Source organism: Clostridium hydrogeniformans DSM 21757 (genome assembly GCF_000686705.1).
Lineage (GTDB): Bacteria > Bacillota > Clostridia > Clostridiales > Clostridiaceae > Clostridium_Z > Clostridium_Z hydrogeniformans.
Map to the genome: position 1 here is coordinate 125,320 of NZ_KK366005.1, position 17,121 is coordinate 142,440.

A 17,121-nucleotide genomic window follows, 5' to 3' on the forward strand; every position below is an offset into this window, starting at 1 on the left:
ATAACTGTTATAATAAAGAAATATAATAGATTATAATGTATTAAAAGTAAATATTTACATACCTAAGTGTTATTTAATTTACATACTTTCTGTGAGTATCTTAAGCAAATTCTATAAAGATTATAAATACACTTTTAACTATTTACACCTTTTGTAGTATAGTAAAACTCCCACAATAATCTCTCATTATAATTAAAGTAATTAAAATTAATTCAGATGGAAACTTTGATCCATCTGAATTTTACTTTTCCTCTAATATCTCTACAAACCTTGTGGATGCTGGTGATAGAGATATATTTTTTAAAAAACAAATACCTATACTTCTCTTTGGTATATCTTCCTCTAATTTAACTTCATAAACTAGTCCTTTTTCTAAATATTCCTTAGAAAACTCCTTAACTACACAGGATATACCTAGGTTTATTTTTGCAAACTCTAGTAATAAATCGTGAGATCCAAGCTCAATTTCAGAACTTATTTTAACACCTTTTGATAATATATATTTCTCTACATATTTTCTTGAATTTGAGTTGGGTTCCAGTAATATAAGAGGAAGTTTTGATAATTCTTTAAAGCTTAATGGTTCTGAAAACTTCTCTTTATACTTCTCTCCACATACAAAAATATCGCTAATATCTAAACACTTTCTTATTTCTAGTGATGAGTCTTTAATAGGCAAATTTCCAATGGCAATATCAATCTCTCCTGACTTTAACATAGAGCAAAGCTCTAGTGTAGTACGATTAATTATTTTTAGTTTAATATTTGGATATCTATTATGAAACTCTTCTAAAAATGGAAGTAGAAAATATCTTGAAATTGTATCCCCCACTCCTATTTGTAGATCCCCCACCATTAAATTTTTAACCTGCTGTAGTTTCTTCTCCCCAACACTAATTAAATTAATAGCTGAGCTTGTATATTCATATAAAATTTGTCCTTCCTTAGTAAGGGTAACCCCCTTAGGTATTCTAGTAAAAAGTCTCATGTCTAATTGATTCTCAAGCTGCATAATACCTTGGCTAACAGCTGGTTGTGTCATATAAAGGTCTTTTGCTGCCTTAGAAAAACTTTTATGTTCAGCTACCTTACAAAATATCTTATATAAATCTAATTTGTTTATCATATAAGTACTCCTTATACCTAATATAATATCTATTTATTTTACTTATATCATAAAAATGTATATAGTAAAAGTATAGAAGTAAATTTTTAATTGAAATTTATTTTATTATAGACTTAAGTGTTAACTTACTAGAGGGACAATCCTCTTAGTCATAATTATGATTAGAAGCACTTAACCATTAACATGATGTCCATTATTATAAGATTAATAATATGGACACTATAAATGATTACTATGTTTATAAAAATATAATTTAAATAGTTAAATAAATTCTATATAGTCTTAGCTACATAGAATTAATAAGGAGAGGTTTTAGAATGGAAAGAGTAGTTGGAACTGTAGTTCGTGGACTTCGTGCACCAATTATAAATAGTGGTGACAATATAGCTGATATCGTTGTAGATAGCGTATTAAAAGCTTCAGAAGTAGAAGGATTTTCTATTAATGACAAAGATGTAGTTACTGTAACTGAATCAGTAGTTGCTCGTGCTCAAGGAAATTATGCAAGTATAGATGCAATTGCTAAGGATGTAAATTCAAAGTTTGGTGATGACACTGTTGGTGTTATATTCCCTATATTAAGCCGTAACCGTTTTGCTATATGTTTACGTGGTATTGCAAAGGGAGCTAAGAAAATCGTATTAATGTTTAGTTATCCATCTGATGAAGTTGGTAACCACTTAGTAGATATAGATGAACTTGATGAAAAAGGTGTTAATCCTTGGACTGACGTTCTAACAGAAAAAGATTTCCGTAATCACTTTGGATATAAGAAACATACATTTACAGGTGTTGATTATATTGATTACTACAGATCCTTAATAGAAGAATATGGTGTTGAATGTGAAATAATATTCTCAAATAACCCAAAAACTATTTTAGATTATACTAAAAATGTTCTTGCTTGTGATATCCACACAAGAATGAGAACTAAGAGAATACTAAAAGCAAACGGTGGAGAAAAAATATATAGCCTTGATGATATATTATCAGAATCTATTGATGGAAGTGGATTCAATCCTGAATATGGTCTTTTAGGATCAAATAAGGCTACTGAAGAAAGCGTTAAGCTTTTCCCACGTAACTGTCAACCTGTTGTTGATGAAATACAAGCTACCTTAAAAGAAAAGACTGGAAAAACTGTTGAAGTAATGGTTTATGGAGATGGAGCATTTAAAGACCCTGTAGGTAAGATATGGGAACTTGCTGACCCTGTGGTATCCCCTGCTTATACTGCTGGACTTGAAGGTACTCCTAATGAAGTAAAGCTTAAATATCTTGCTGATAATAACTTTGCTGACTTAAAGGGAGAAGAGCTTAAAAAAGCTATATCTGAATATATTAAAAATAAGGAAGAAGACCTTGTAGGAAGCATGGAAGCTCAAGGTACTACTCCTAGAAGACTTACTGACCTTATTGGTTCTCTTTCTGATTTAACTTCAGGAAGCGGAGATAAGGGAACCCCTATTATATATATTCAAGGATATTTTGATAACTATACAAAATAGTAATTTCTATTCATAAAGATATTAAAATAGCTACCACTAAATCTGAGTTAACCCCTCATTTAGTGGTAGTTTTTTTATTATTATTTAGTACTTTGACATGATATATAGCTTTTAGCAAAAGAGAATCTATCTTCTCTCTTCCCTTCACCTTTTCATAATTATCACTTAGAAACCTTTATGTTATTTTATATTATTTTTATAAAAACTATATAATCCCAAAACATCTTCACTACAAATATAAGGAATTCCCTGATTTATTTTCTCTACAGTCCAATCCCACCATTTAATCTCTAGGAGCATTTTAATCTCCTCTTCAGAAAATCTTTTCTTTATTGACTTTCCAGGGTTTCCCACAACTATAGTGTAGGGTTCAACATCTTTAGTTACCACTGCCCTTGTTCCAATTATAACTCCATCTCCAATCTTTATTCCTGGCATAATCATAGCCTCTGTCCCTATCCAAACATCATTGCCTATAATAGTATCTCCTTTTCCCTTATATCCATCTCTAGAATTTGAAAAAATATTAGGATCAAAGGGATATGCTGAAATCCATTTAGGATTATGTCCTTGGTTTCCAGCTAATATAAATGTTGCTCCTGAACCTATGGAACAAAACTTTCCAATCTGTAATTTATCAAACTCATAATTTTCTCCAAAAATCCCTTTATAATTTTTAGTAATTCCGTCTCCCAAAAGATATCTTACACAAATATCTTCAAATCTTTCTTTATGATAGTACCCTGAATAATATGTAAACTCCCCAACTTTAATATTAGGATTTGTTATATCTTCCTTTAACATTTTTCCTCTTAGCCATGTATCAAAATCATTCTTCATTCCCCATCTACCTCTCATATACTTTATATAATCTTTATTGTTTTATACTTTCAAAAATCAATTTATTATTGTGTGCTAACTACATGAAAATCATATCACCTTACTTTACTAAGCCTCAAGGTGATAAACAATTCTGTATCAAAGTGGATTATAAATATAGGTATATACTAATATATTTCTCGTAACTCTTATAATCTTCTTATGCCCTAATTGCTATATGTAATCACGCTTAAAGTGTATGATTTTTTAATAAATATCAATTAGATTCTATACTTATTTATAGACTTTATAGTATAAAATAAATTTTAAAATTTAACTATAATGTTAATTCATATATGCACTATAAGAGGAGGATTTTATGATGAATAAAACTACTATAGAAAGTTATAAGATTAATAAGCTTAAAAAATATATATTAGAAGAAGATATACATAAAATAAATGAATTTTGGACTTATGTTGAAAAAAATCATACCCCTATTATTGAAGAAATAGACGGTGATGATGATAATGTAATAGTAACGTTTTTATATAAAGGAAATGAAGATACTAAAAACGTTGTGGTCTTATCAGGGCTTTCCTTATATGACCATAATTTAGGTATGATGGAAAAACTTTTAGATACAAATATTTGGTATAAATCATTTAAGGCAAGAAATGATCTTAGATTTGATTATAACTTATGTGTAAACCACCCCTTAAATGATAATCGTATGGAAAAGATGAAGAGCATAGTTCCTGACCCTCTTGCAAACCACAAAGTCATTATTCCTAGAGATGAAGAAAATCCTAAAAGACCTGATATTATAAGAAACGTTGTTGAACTAAGCAATGCTGATCCTAAAAAATGGACAATCTCTAAGGAAGGTACTCCTAAAGGAAATATAGAATTAATAAGATTTAAAAGCAATATTTTAAATGATTCTTACAGAGTTTGGGTTTATACCCCAGTAAATTATTCAACTAAAGCTAACCCTTACAAAACTTTGGTTTTAACTGATGGGTTTGAATATATAAATGCTCTTAATACTCCAACTTTATTAGATAATCTAACTTATGGAAAAGAAATTCCTCCGACAGTGACAATTTTTATAGATAGTAAAAATAATAGACTTAAGATGCTATCCTGTAATGAGAATTTCTGCAGATTTGTTACTGATGAACTTATGCCTTGGGCTAAGGGTAATTATAATATCTCACATAATGCCCAAGATAGTATAATTGCTGGTGTAAGCCTTGGTGGTTTAACTGCTGCTTATTTAGGTCTTAATTATTCTAATACTTTTGGAAAAGTTTTATCCCAATCTGGATCCTTCTGGTGGTCTCCAAATAACTCTACTAAGGATGACTACGAAGAACCAGTTTGGATGGCTAGATTAGTCATGGAAAAGGAAAAACTAGATTTAAAGTTTTATTTAGAAGCTGGAGTTCTTGAGAATTTCCTTGTGGGAAGTATGAGAAAAGTAAGTATAAATATGAGAGATACTCTTCTATCAAAAGGTTATGATTTAAAATACTCAGAATTCAAGGGTGGACATGATTACTTAAGTTGGGGTGAAACCTTAGCCAATGGATTAATTTATCTTAATAAATAAATATGAAAGACCGTTGTATATAGGTATTAAATCCTATATACAATGGTCTTTTCACTTTATAAAATCATATAATTATTTAAATAGAAATTATTATTCCCTTTAAAACCAACCGTCGGTATGTTTGAATCAAAAATATAAGCCCTACCTGGAATGTGTAATCTTTTTTTAAAATAAAGCTAGAATTATAGCAATCATCATTAACCCAACTCCTACTCTTAAGTAACTTTATGTTAATTACCTATTATTCAATAACTCATATAAGCTCTCTGTTTCTTTTGTATCCTCATAGTTTATAACTATAACCTTATTATCTTTTGTATTTATAGAAATAAAGGGTTTACTCCTATCCATTATATAAAAATGTCCTTCTTTATAATTAAAAACTTTATAACTACCCATTATCATTTTGTTGATAGATTTTCCACCACTTCTTCTAATACGCATTGGCAGATTCCTCTCTAATGATATTTTACTTATCTCTTCTTTATTAAGAGTAACTCCCCATTTCCCCTCTATGGTTATTCTGTTATCTAATATCTCTACTTTTCTATCCTTAAAAATCCATGGAAAGGTTAATGTTGTTGAAAATATAAAAATTAATACTCCTATTAAAAATAAAGCTGATATTTTAACTAATGGTTTTGCAAAATTGAAATAAAGCTTCCCCTCTTCTTTATTAAATATATAAGTGGCAGGATTCTTTCTGCTGTAATATATGAATCCCATAATATAATCCTCATCATCTATAGACTTATCTTCAGTTATCACTTCCCACTTTTCGGCTTCTTTTAATAATTTAATTGTTTTATTCATTTTATAGTAGTTTGCACCTACTACGATCATCTCTATAAACACTAATGTATCACCTAAGACTACAGACCATACTGGATTGATTTTTAGACTTAAAATAATATATATTAAAACAAGAGGAAGATATCCTAAGCTAAGTCTCTTCCTATATTCTCTTTTTAGTTCACTAAATTCTTTTCTATCTTTATATCCAGGTGGTATCCTAACTCCAAATAATATTGATTCCCTTTCAACTTTATAAACAAATAATCCTAAGAAATAAAGAACAGCTAGAATAAAATAAATTGTTATTGTATTCATATTATACATATGCTACCCTTCCTCCCTCTTATAGTTTAACCTTTATTAAAATTGGATTGTATAATTAAAACTTATAATTTAAAAAAGAAAATCATATTCTTCAAGATTTATCAATCTCCTTTCTCCTAAGATTTAATTAATCTTATCTAATATTAGGATAAACTTTTTATAATAAATATTATTTGCAACTACTAATATCATTTATTATATTATAAGTTATATAATACCATATATCAATCGTTATTTTCCATTTTTTTATTTTAATTGTAATTCAATAATTATATAATTTCTCCACCTATTATTTCTATAGTCTCTACTTTCTTGTACTTATATAAATACATTAATATTCTCTTATATAAAATTTAATTTCTCTATAAATAGTTTCTATCATATACATTTTATTAAAATTACGTAATATTTTTATTTATACTTACTGCAGTTCATAAAAAAACTATAATTATCATTTGAAAACAATTCACTAGTATATAATTCATTTCTCATATCAACATTACAAAGAAGAAGGGCTATTATATTATGATGAAAATTTTAAACTTTATGATACCTACAATCTGCTGGGTATTTACATATATAATTGCATACTTTTTTATATTTAAAAGATTAAGTGAAAAAGGTAAAATTAGTAAAGGTATAGCTATATTACCATCGATTATTACTACTTTATTTGTTAGCTCTTTTCTTACTTTAGGAATAGTTTCATTAATACTGTAAATTCACCATTTATATAAAATATATAGGACTATATCAATACGTAGTAAATTAGATTAAATCTTTAGCTGAAATAAATATCCACAAACTCACTGTATTATCCAACATATATTTTTATTTTCTAATATTATTTGAGAACTTTTTAATACAATCCATATAATATAAAAAAGCTATATACGTTTTAAGGTACATAGCTTTTTTATTATTTTCATGAAAATTATGCTATAGTTTAACATAATTTTCTTAAAATTTTATTCTACATATTTATTTATAATTTCTATAATGTTATCTCCATATTTCTCTACCTTAACACTTCCAAAACCATATATCTTAAATAATTCATTTCTATTTTTAGGCTTTAGTTTTACTAACTCATTTAAAGTATTATTATTGAATAAAAAATAAGGTTTATTCCCTTCTTCCAATGCTTTTTTATGCCTATATCGTCTTAATTTCTCATATAACTCCCCATCATTGTCTTCCTCTTCTTCTCTTGTCTTGCTAGATGAATTTGTTTGTATAGATCCTTTATTTTCCTTCGGAGCTACTTCTACTAAACTTTCTTCATCATTATTTTCTCCTATTAAACTAGTCTCTACGACTTTGCCTTCAATATCTATTGACTTAGGTTTATCATCTTTGATTTCATTATTTACATATGTAAAATCCTCTTCTACTAATCCATATTTTGAATAATAGTCATAAGTTATTTCTTTATCACTTTCAAGCAAAAAATTTGCAATATTAATCATTTGGCTTTCCATTATCTTGCCATCTTTTTCATGTTTTTTTATAAGTTTTTCAAGAATATTTGTTATCTGATCATATTTATAGATACTATTTTTTATTGTATATGGAGCTTTGCTTCTATTAATAATAGACTTTTGATTAGCAATAATTACTGAAGAATAAACTGGTATGCTCTTCATCATTTTATTTTTCTTAAGATAATCTTCTAGTATTCTTACATGTCTTAAGTTCTGAGAAATAGGACTATACATTCCTTCTTGTTTATACACTCTACCTTCTTTTGTTTTAAATCGTCTTATAAACTCACCTAATTCATTTATAACTATATCACCATTCAGTTTTTTAGTTTCCAATACCATAATAAAATACTCAGTTATTAAAATATAATCCATTTGGGCTACATGTCCAGTATCTTCTATTCTAATATCATGAAAACATATCATTGGTATAAAAGATTTTTTAAGTTCATAATATACAGCCTTTTCCCCCTCTAACCCTATCTTAATATTTCTTATGTCTCGCATAATAAGTTTATTTTTTTCACTTTTCACTTTCTTATAAAGGTCTTCTAAATCATTTAATTGATTACTACCATCTCTAAATTCCTTATAAAACTCTGGCTTTTCAATATATCTAATATTAAATAAATCTTTTAAGAACGACATACTCTATCCCCCAATTAGTACATTATTTTCCACATCAAGCAATATTATACCATATTTTGTGATATCTCTTAACAAAATCGACACTTTATTATATTTGACACTTCTAACTTGCACTAAAATTCGGGATATATAATTATATCTATTATTCCATACGAACCTATAACAGATATTAAGCCATGTTCTCTTTGAAGAATTGTAACACTAAAAGTAAAGTTATAATGGATATGGATACATCTTTCTTAGTAGAACTTTTTATTTATAAAGACTATTAGTATTCTTATAGTTCTAAGAATACTAATAGATCCAATATAAATCAGAATAGCCCCCCATAATAAAACTAGCTGGTATAGCTACTCCTTTAAGGATACATCCAATAACAACATATTTTAATTTTATATTTTCATTTCCGATTATATACACATAAAAGTACACGAGAATAGCATAAGCCAAAGTAAAAACTCATGGCTTTCGGTCGTGAATACTCATAAAATTATTAACCCTAAAAACATCAAAATAAATGTTAATTTATCTTTTATAGTAATCCCCCCTTATATGTTTAATTACCCCTGCCTTAAATCCCTATTCCCTTTTATATTTTTAAATTTTCTTATAATACATTGCACAAAAGCAATTAGGCTTATAAAAAATCCACTAATATCAACTACCGTTGTATATGGATGATAATTATATTTCAATGATTGCGTCATACCTATATACCATAACTCTAATGGAAATAGTAAAAATATAAGATTTACTATTGGATATCTTGTTTTCCTAACATATAAACTATAAATTATAAGAAATACAACTAGTAAAATCAATATTGTAAGTAATTCATTAAAAGTTACATTCACTGGACTATCACTAGAAACTAGCATCCCATAACACCATATTATAATCATAAATATAGTCATACCTACACAACTCATAACATCTGAAATTTTTTTCATATTTCACTACCCCTTATTGTATTTTCAATTAATTCTAATCTTTATAATATAATTAATGCTTTCTACTAATAAATCATAAATTTCTGAAGCATTAAAATTATTTTGCGTTTAATATGTCTAAAATTAAGTCTTTAGAATTTATAATTACTTCATCATTTTCTACGATTTCAAGAATTATCCTACCATCAAAACCCCCTAAGTATTCTGAAAAAACTTTTTTATAATCTATATCCCCCATACCTAATGGCAAATGTTCATGCTCTACTCCAGATCTTTTATCTGTTGAACCTCCTCTTTATAGTCATTAAACCACCTTATACTTCTCCCTATTGTAATCACACTATCCACCCCAGTTCATTTCTTTTTATTATATACTATATTTTACTAATCAGTAATAACCTACAACACCATTAGCTATAGTAAAAAAGTGCGAACGTGAATATTGGGGATCTAAAGGAGGATTAAAGAAATAAGTCTATGTATGTAAAAATACATAAGAAAATTTAGAGACCTTAATTTAATTATATAAAAATACCCTATAGAACATACTTCTTATTGCCTGTTCTATAGGGTAACATTTAATATATAGGATTTTAATATAATCCCTTAACTTATCCATTAAAAAGATCATTGACTTGTCTTGATTTACCTAGATGGATAAATCAACTTTAAAACTTAAAACCCTATAAGTAAAAATTTTTACTACATTACTAATACACTATTAATATGTTGTATAAATTCACCAATGAAGCTTCTAACCTAATACTATTTAACCATTTCCTTAATATACTTTTTTCTACTAATTAAGTATACTATTCCTTGAATTATGGCACCTATTAAAAGCACTACTATTGCTTTTTTAATGAGTAATCCATTGATTTGCCAGTTAGATACCATTACATATAAGAAATATATACCTAAGCCTCCTCCAATAAAAATAGGCATAAAGAATGTTATTGCTAGTTCTTTGCTAATTATGGATTTAATCTCTCTTTCTAAAACCCCGATTCTATTTAATGATGTGATTCTCTCTTTTTCATGTTCTATATCTGATAATACCTTGTAATATAAAACTATTCCATTGGCTAATATAAATAATAATCCTATAAACATCATAGTAAATAATATCATCCCATTATCATTTAATCTTAATTTTAAAATTTCACCTTTATACACTGGTCTATATGATTCCTTGTCCCCTCTTTCATCATTAGATGTTAATCCTGAGAGACTTCCTTCATTCCAATAGGAATTGTCTAATCCATTTTCATCCCTTAAATAACTTATCAATCCGTCAAATGCTTCCTCTCCATTATTTACATTAATAAGATGAAGTTTTTTTATTGAAGATACTCTTGTGCTTTTCTTTAATACTTCATACTCCTTATCACTTACAACTAATGCTGTTCCTAAAGAGTAGTTTTTTGTATCTCTACGGTTTGTAAATGGGATTCCTTTTTCTTCTTTTATATTATTCTTTTCTAACTTTAACTTAGTATTTTTTCCAAGAATTTTTTCATATTCTTCTTTACTTAATTTATAATCATTCTCTACTGTTATATTTCTAATTTTCTCTGACTGTTTTTCATCCATAGCTGTTAAAATAGATGATGGATACTCATAATTTCTTTTTTCATTATATATTGTTATATTAATAGCCTCCTCTGATTTAATCTCTACATTTTCTCCCATATGTTTATTGTAATTTGATTTACTTATTACGGGCTGATTATTACTCCATAATAAAAGACTATCTCCATCCTCTCTAAAAACAGGTACTTCTAGATATTCTAATACCTTATATTTTTCTACTTTTCCATTCCCTATAACTTCTTCCACCTTGTTTTTCTCAACCTTATTATATTCACTTGTCTCAACAAACATAATATCATAAGGGTTATCCATACTTACATATTCTACTGTTGAAGAGTACATAGAGTAGCTATATCCAACAAAGAACATGGCTCCAGCTACCAATAATGAAAGCATATATAAGATATTTTTATAAGCTAAAAATCTATGAGATAGATTTGATAATACTAATAAGTTTCTGTTATAGGCTTTAGAAGATTTACTAAATATCCCCTTTACTAAAACAATTAATGAACCAATTACCACATAGGTAGATACAATTATTAAACCTATAAACACTTCAGTCATATAATATTGATTCTTAAATATTTCTTTTAATAAGGTTTTAGGTAAGCAATACAGAGACACTATTAGTAGAACCAATGATACAAATCCTATTATATTATTAGTTTTTCCAACTTCTTTTTTCTTATCTGCCTTTATAGCATCAATTATAGATACTCTTCTTATATAAAATATATTAAATATAACATTTCCTAAAAATATTAATACAAAAATCCCTACACTTAATAAGAAGCTCTTGTAGTTAAGTTTATATAGAATATTACTTCCTACTAATATTTTATTAAGTCCCATATAAAATAATCTGCCAAACAAAGCTCCACTTAAAATCCCTGTAGCTAATGATGCTACCATTACTCCTAAGTTTTCTACAAATATAAGTTTTGTTAAATCTTTTGTAGTCATACCTAAGGTCAAATACATTCCAAACTCTTTACCTCTATTTTTTAAAAAAGACAAATTAGTATAGGTAATAAAAATTATTGAAAATATTATTATCCCCATTAAGGCCATTTTTACTGTTTCATATACTGATGTTTTCCCTATATCATTTATTATAGTTGGATTATATATTAAACTTCCATACATAAATAGCATGGCTATTATTAATGAATTTACAAAGTAAAATGATATGTATTTATTAAAATTATAAGTAAAATTCTTTCGTATTATAGAAGAAAAAGTCATTAGTTCTCTCCTCCTATAAACCCTTGAACTTCAAGAACTTTATCATAAAATTTCTTTCTATCCCCATCTGATGTAATCTCCATTTTTATATTACCATCTTTAATAAATATAATTCTTTTGCAAAAAGATGCAGCAAAAGGATCATGAGTTACCATTAAAACAGTACTCTTTATTTCATCATTCATTTTACTTATAGTTGTCATTATATTGTTAGATGACTTAGAATCCAAATTTCCAGTTGGCTCATCTGCAAATATTATAGCTGGATTATTTATTAACGCCCTTGCGGCTGCTACTCTTTGCTTTTGTCCTCCTGAAATATGATATGGGTATTTTTTCTTTAGCTCTCCAATATTAAAGAAATTCATAAGCTCACTAACTTTGCTTTCTATTTCCTTAGGATTTTTCTTATCTAGAATAAGTGGTAATGATATATTTTCTTCAAGAGTTAAGCTATCCAAAAGATTAAAATCTTGAAATATATATCCTATGTTTTTTCTTCTAAATAAAGCTAAATCATCTTTTTTCATTTTACTTATCTCATTATTATTTATAAAAACTTCTCCTGAAGTACTCTTATCAACCCCAGACAGTATATTAAGTAAAGTAGTTTTTCCACTACCACTAGGTCCCATTACCCCAACAAATTCTCCATTATTAACCATTAAATTAATTCCACCTAAAGCTGTAACTTCCTTAGCTCCTTTATATGAACTATAAATCTTAGTCAAATTATTTACCTTTAAACTCTTCATATCTATATACCTCTCTTATATTAAGTTTATACTACGTCTTAAGTATCTACATATTTTATAATATAAGTATAAAGGGAAACCCACTTTTCTCTAATGGATTCCCCTTACATAACCTTACATTTTTGAAAGGTTATCAATTTTTTAAATAATACCTTCATTTTTAAACTTTATTTTAACTACTGTTCTAATACCTATTTCAGATTCTATTTTAATTTCATGACCAAGTTTTTCAGCTATAATCTTTACCATATACAGTCCAATTCCAGATGAATTTCTTTCTTTTCTTCCATTGTTTCCAGTAAAGAATGGGTCAAATATTCTTGGTAAATCTTCTTTAGCTATTCCAATACCATAATCTATTATTAATAATTCAACATCATTATTGTGATTTATAGCTAATATTTCTACTTTGTTATTCTTATTTGCATCAGAATACTTAATAGAGTTTGATATTATCTGTGATAACATATATGAACCCCATTTTTTATCAGTATAAACTGATATATTATCATCAATATCCACTTTAGGGAATACCCCTTTATATATAAAGTCTCTTTTCTTTGAGCTAACTACACTATTAACTAATTCTCTTAGGTTACAAGAAGTAGTTATATAATCCCTAGAAAAATCATCTAATCTCAATATATTTAAACACTCTTCTAAGTTCTTTTTTAAGTTACTATTCTCTTCTTTTATATCTTCAATATATCTGTCATTTCCCTTACTTAAAATACTATGTTCACAAGCTAAATCTATAACTGTTATGGAAGTCTTCATATTATGGATCCATTGGGAGAATAAATTCTCTCTATTTCTTATCTCCTGATTTAATGTATGTAATCTATTTAAATACTCATTATGAATAGTACTAATTGCTTCTAAAACCTCTTCTTCATTTGAACTTAGATTAGAATTAGTGTAACTTGGACTTCTCTTACTATCCTCTAATTTTTCTTGAAAACTTTTGTATTTAATAACCTCAATAACAAAATAAACTAAAATAACAAAAGCACTTAGCATTAATGGATATATAACTTCACTATCTTCAAATAGTAAATAATAAAACATTATTATTACTAATGTATTTATTAAAAGTATTATTAGATCTCTAGCCTTTATCCTTACTACTTTAATTATCAATTCCATTAAATACATACCCAACTCCTCTTTTAGTTACAATTGCATTTTCAATGCCTAAATTGCTTAGTCTTTTTTTAACCCTTGTCATGTTAACCGTTAAGGTGTTATCATCAACAAATGTTGTATCATCCCATAAAGCTTCAAGTATATCCTCTCTTGTTACTATATTTCCTGCATTGTTTAAAAGTATATTAAGTATCCTGTATTCATTCTTTGTAAGTTCAATAATTTCTTCCTTATATTTTAGTTTCATACTTTCATGAATTAGTGTTAATATATTTTCATCTTTGATACTTGTCTCTTTAATTTTTTCCCTACTATCTATATATTCATTTGTTCTTCTTAGTAATGCATTAATTTTAGCAAGCAATATTCCAATAGTAAAAGGCTTTGTAACATAATCATCTGCACCAAGCTCCATTCCCCTTATCTGTTCACCTTCATCACTTCTAGCTGAAAGTATAATCACTGGTGTATTATAACTTTTTCTAATGAGTTTTAAAAAATAAAATCCATCTAACTTAGGTAGATTTATATCTAATATTATTAGATTAGGCTCTACTTCTTCTACTGTCCTCATTACATTATCAAAGTCATCAATGGTTGTAACCTTATAATCATATGCCTCTAAATATTCACTAATATATCCTTTTAATTTTATATCATCTTCTATTAATAAAATTCTCATTCCTGTCTCCTATATGCATAAAGTAGAGTACTTCAGTACCCTACCTTTTATTTTCTGTATTTCTTATTTATATTATATAAACTTTACATAGCTTATGGCAAATTCATTATATATCTTTGTAATAATTAAATTATACGATTAAATTGTTATCTATTTATACACTATATAATTAAACTTTTGTATTATTAAATGTAAATATTAATCTCTCCCCATCAAATGTTGGGCCTTGCTTTTCTTCAAAGACTCCATCTGCATAGTCACTAATAGTTTTACGCCAAAACTTCTCTGCTCTTAGATTTTTCCCTGAGGGTGCTACATATAACCCCCATTTACCATAAAACTTATCAAATACCTGCTTTGCTGCGTTAGGGGCAATCCCTATTCCCCTATAGGGTCTTAATAAAAAGAATTCATAAACGTAATAATCTAGTCCTTTAGGTGCATATTTACCAGTCGCAACTAAGTCAAATCCTGCTGGCTTTCCATCTACCATTATAATAAAGGGAAATAAATATTCAGGATTCTGAAACCAAATATTCTGAACATCATATTGCTCAGCTAATGTTTTTATAGGCTCCTCTTCATAAATACCATATTCATTTGGTAGATTTCCATAAACCTCTGATAAATCATGCAAATATAATGGATAAAGGTTTTTTATGATATTCTTATTTTCCTCTTTTGCTAAAACCACTTTAATTTCCATAAATCTCATCCCCTATTTTTATAATATAAGTGTAAATAAATAGCATGCTAATTTTTATTTAACTAGCATGCTGATTAAAAATAAGACACTATATAAGATTTAAGATTCAACTTATAATGTCTACTTAAAATCAGATAAAATATCCTTTGTACCATTTTTTTCTCCCCAAGTTTTATAATTATCATCTTTCCTTGGTATATAGGAACCTTTCTCATAAAAAATAAACAATCACTATAACTATCTTATAAATACTAAAGTTTTGTAGCTTTCAAAGAAAACATTAATGGAATCATATCTCCAGATTTAAATCTCCACCAACCTTCACTATCCTTCTCCATATTAATATAATAATTATCATCACAAAATGGGAATTCATGTAGATACTCTAGTCTCATATTACTTGAACATACTGCATTTATAATATCACTTAAAGAGTGCTGCCATTCATATGTAGGTGCATCTACTAACACTTCCTTATTAGCATAATCCTCTGATGGTTCACAATGTATTGGCTCATTACTGTATCTATAATAAGGCCTTTCCACCTTCAAATCTTTACCGTTAGGTTCATTAGTCATAATCATACTTATTGGATGGCCATCCATCATATAAAAATAACCTTTTGGCTTTAAATAGCCCTCTGCAATTCTCATAAATTCCTTAATATCCTCTAGCCAGCATATTACCCCATGTGATGCAAATACTATATCAAACTTATCATCCAATAGTTTTGTAATTTCATAGACATTACTACAAATAAATGTTGCTGATAAGTTGCTCTCACTAGCCAATTTTTTTGCAATTTCTATGGATTTAGGTGAGATATCAACTCCAACAACTTCAGCTCCTAATCTAGCTAATGATAAAGTATCCAATCCTATATGGCATAATAAATGTAAAATTTTCTTACCTCTAATATCCCCAAGTTCATCAATATGAGTCCTTTTTAGTGATAATCCACCATTCTTGAATCCCTCAATATCATAATACCCCTTAGGTGAATTTTCGTGTATAGTAGCCGCTGCATCCCAGTGTTCCTGATTAGTCTTACTATAGCTCATTTTGACCCTCCCAATTATAAGTTTTTTGTAAGTTTGATAGATATAATTTTATACTTTAAAACTCTTTCAATTTTGGTCAATTACTTGTCTACCTTATATAGTGCATAAGATTTTATTAATGATATGATCTTACTTCTATAAAGTATGTTCAAGGTAATAGCTAACAGATATTCCATTCCTATTAACTACCTCCTAAGAATGATATAAATTTAATAATAAATTATAAAAATATATCATACAATTTTTACAATTTATCGTATTATATTTACAATTATACCATACTTAACAAATAATCCTCTATGGATTTATCCTTGTAGTTTTAATTTCTTAACGCAACTATCTACTGATGATAAAACTTAAAAAGTTATGTATAATTATGATATAATTCTAAATTAACTTCTTGTCTTGATTAAATTAAAATCCTTAAGTTAGTAGATTTTTTATTTTAAAACTTTATAATCTAAAAACGTAAATTCTAGCTACTTTATTTAAGACTTAAATAGTACAATAGATTAAGTTAATATGTTAGAACTTCTAAATGGATAGCTATAGCAGAACAGTTAATTTCGAAAGAAAAGAAGCACCTATACTTCAAATATAGTGCTTCATCCCTAATTAAATCTTCTATAAAACTAAATTTTTATAAGCTATTTTATCTTCA

General features: G+C 27.3%; 14 protein-coding genes. 2 read left to right on the plus strand and 12 right to left on the minus strand.

Annotated elements, in window-relative coordinates:
• Nucleotides 1–241: 241 nt before the first annotated feature.
• On the minus strand, nt 242–1,126 hold the full coding sequence (locus BR69_RS0117660; RefSeq protein ID WP_027634396.1) for a LysR family transcriptional regulator: 885 nt from the start codon (nt 1,124–1,126) through the stop codon (nt 242–244).
• 317 nt (nt 1,127–1,443) lie between these two features.
• Here BR69_RS0117660 and BR69_RS0117665 point away from each other — a divergent pair, with 317 nt between their 5' ends.
• The gene (locus BR69_RS0117665; RefSeq protein WP_027634397.1) at nt 1,444–2,634 is read left to right on the plus strand and encodes a coenzyme F420-0:L-glutamate ligase; all 1,191 of its coding nucleotides are present in this window, start codon (nt 1,444–1,446) and stop codon (nt 2,632–2,634) included.
• 180 nt (nt 2,635–2,814) lie between these two features.
• On the opposite strand, the gene BR69_RS0117670 is transcribed toward BR69_RS0117665, so the two are convergent.
• Entirely contained in the window at nt 2,815–3,474 is a 660-nt protein-coding gene (locus BR69_RS0117670) for a CatB-related O-acetyltransferase (protein ID WP_027634398.1), read from the minus strand.
• A gap of 358 nt (nt 3,475–3,832) precedes the next feature.
• Between BR69_RS0117670 and BR69_RS0117675 the strand changes: the two genes are divergently transcribed.
• A complete protein-coding gene (locus tag BR69_RS0117675; RefSeq protein ID WP_084315566.1) occupies nt 3,833–5,068 on the plus strand; it encodes an alpha/beta hydrolase in 1,236 nt (411 codons plus the stop codon).
• Between the two features lie 234 nt (nt 5,069–5,302).
• On the opposite strand, the gene BR69_RS0117680 is transcribed toward BR69_RS0117675, so the two are convergent.
• From BR69_RS0117680 to BR69_RS0117735, 10 genes are all read right to left on the minus strand, one after another.
• A complete protein-coding gene (locus BR69_RS0117680) occupies nt 5,303–6,187 on the minus strand; it encodes a hypothetical protein (RefSeq protein ID WP_027634400.1) in 885 nt (294 codons plus the stop codon).
• A gap of 968 nt (nt 6,188–7,155) precedes the next feature.
• Nucleotides 7,156–8,319 carry an NERD domain-containing protein gene (locus BR69_RS0117690; protein WP_027634402.1) on the minus strand — a complete coding sequence of 388 codons (1,164 nt, stop codon included), beginning with the start codon at nt 8,317–8,319 and terminating at the stop codon, nt 7,156–7,158.
• 560 nt (nt 8,320–8,879) lie between these two features.
• Nucleotides 8,880–9,269, minus strand: a complete 390-nt coding sequence (locus BR69_RS0117695) for a hypothetical protein (RefSeq protein ID WP_027634403.1) — start codon at nt 9,267–9,269, stop codon at nt 8,880–8,882.
• A gap of 97 nt (nt 9,270–9,366) precedes the next feature.
• Nucleotides 9,367–9,519, minus strand: a complete 153-nt coding sequence (locus tag BR69_RS21890; RefSeq protein WP_160169964.1) for a hypothetical protein — start codon at nt 9,517–9,519, stop codon at nt 9,367–9,369.
• Between the two features lie 515 nt (nt 9,520–10,034).
• Nucleotides 10,035–12,110 carry an ABC transporter permease gene (locus BR69_RS0117705; protein WP_027634404.1) on the minus strand — a complete coding sequence of 692 codons (2,076 nt, stop codon included), beginning with the start codon at nt 12,108–12,110 and terminating at the stop codon, nt 10,035–10,037.
• Nucleotides 12,110–12,865: an ABC transporter ATP-binding protein gene (locus tag BR69_RS0117710; RefSeq protein ID WP_027634405.1), complete on the minus strand. Its 756-nt coding sequence runs from the start codon at nt 12,863–12,865 to the stop codon at nt 12,110–12,112. Before BR69_RS0117710 ends, BR69_RS0117705 begins: the two co-directional genes overlap by 1 nt.
• Nucleotides 12,866–13,006: 141 nt before the next feature.
• Nucleotides 13,007–14,020 (minus strand): sensor histidine kinase, encoded by a 1,014-nt coding sequence (locus tag BR69_RS0117715; protein ID WP_027634406.1) that lies wholly within the window; start codon nt 14,018–14,020, stop codon nt 13,007–13,009.
• Entirely contained in the window at nt 13,995–14,693 is a 699-nt protein-coding gene (locus BR69_RS0117720; protein ID WP_027634407.1) for a response regulator transcription factor, read from the minus strand. The genes BR69_RS0117715 and BR69_RS0117720 overlap by 26 nt, the downstream gene beginning before the upstream one ends.
• A gap of 169 nt (nt 14,694–14,862) precedes the next feature.
• Entirely contained in the window at nt 14,863–15,399 is a 537-nt protein-coding gene (locus BR69_RS0117725) for a GNAT family N-acetyltransferase (RefSeq protein WP_027634408.1), read from the minus strand.
• A 251-nt stretch (nt 15,400–15,650) separates the two neighbouring features.
• A complete protein-coding gene (locus BR69_RS0117735) occupies nt 15,651–16,460 on the minus strand; it encodes a class I SAM-dependent methyltransferase (RefSeq protein WP_027634409.1) in 810 nt (269 codons plus the stop codon).
• Between the last annotated feature and the right edge of the window lie 661 nt (nt 16,461–17,121).

What these genes read in the sequence shown, in the direction of transcription:
- BR69_RS0117665 (WP_027634397.1), top strand. Translation starts at nt 1,444, where the DNA reads ATGGAAAGAGTAGTTGGAACTGTAGTTCGTGGACTTCGTGCACCAATT.
- BR69_RS0117695 (WP_027634403.1), bottom strand. Translation starts at nt 9,269, where the DNA reads ATGAAAAAAATTTCAGATGTTATGAGTTGTGTAGGTATGACTATATTT.
- BR69_RS0117690 (WP_027634402.1), bottom strand. Translation starts at nt 8,319, where the DNA reads ATGTCGTTCTTAAAAGATTTATTTAATATTAGATATATTGAAAAGCCA.
- BR69_RS0117660 (WP_027634396.1), bottom strand. Translation starts at nt 1,126, where the DNA reads ATGATAAACAAATTAGATTTATATAAGATATTTTGTAAGGTAGCTGAA.
- BR69_RS0117715 (WP_027634406.1), bottom strand. Translation starts at nt 14,020, where the DNA reads ATGTATTTAATGGAATTGATAATTAAAGTAGTAAGGATAAAGGCTAGA.
- BR69_RS0117735 (WP_027634409.1), bottom strand. Translation starts at nt 16,460, where the DNA reads ATGAGCTATAGTAAGACTAATCAGGAACACTGGGATGCAGCGGCTACT.
- BR69_RS0117725 (WP_027634408.1), bottom strand. Translation starts at nt 15,399, where the DNA reads ATGGAAATTAAAGTGGTTTTAGCAAAAGAGGAAAATAAGAATATCATA.
- BR69_RS0117705 (WP_027634404.1), bottom strand. Translation starts at nt 12,110, where the DNA reads ATGACTTTTTCTTCTATAATACGAAAGAATTTTACTTATAATTTTAAT.
- BR69_RS0117710 (WP_027634405.1), bottom strand. Translation starts at nt 12,865, where the DNA reads ATGAAGAGTTTAAAGGTAAATAATTTGACTAAGATTTATAGTTCATAT.
- BR69_RS0117675 (WP_084315566.1), top strand. Translation starts at nt 3,833, where the DNA reads ATGATGAATAAAACTACTATAGAAAGTTATAAGATTAATAAGCTTAAA.
- BR69_RS0117670 (WP_027634398.1), bottom strand. Translation starts at nt 3,474, where the DNA reads ATGAAGAATGATTTTGATACATGGCTAAGAGGAAAAATGTTAAAGGAA.
- BR69_RS0117680 (WP_027634400.1), bottom strand. Translation starts at nt 6,187, where the DNA reads ATGTATAATATGAATACAATAACAATTTATTTTATTCTAGCTGTTCTT.
- BR69_RS0117720 (WP_027634407.1), bottom strand. Translation starts at nt 14,693, where the DNA reads ATGAGAATTTTATTAATAGAAGATGATATAAAATTAAAAGGATATATT.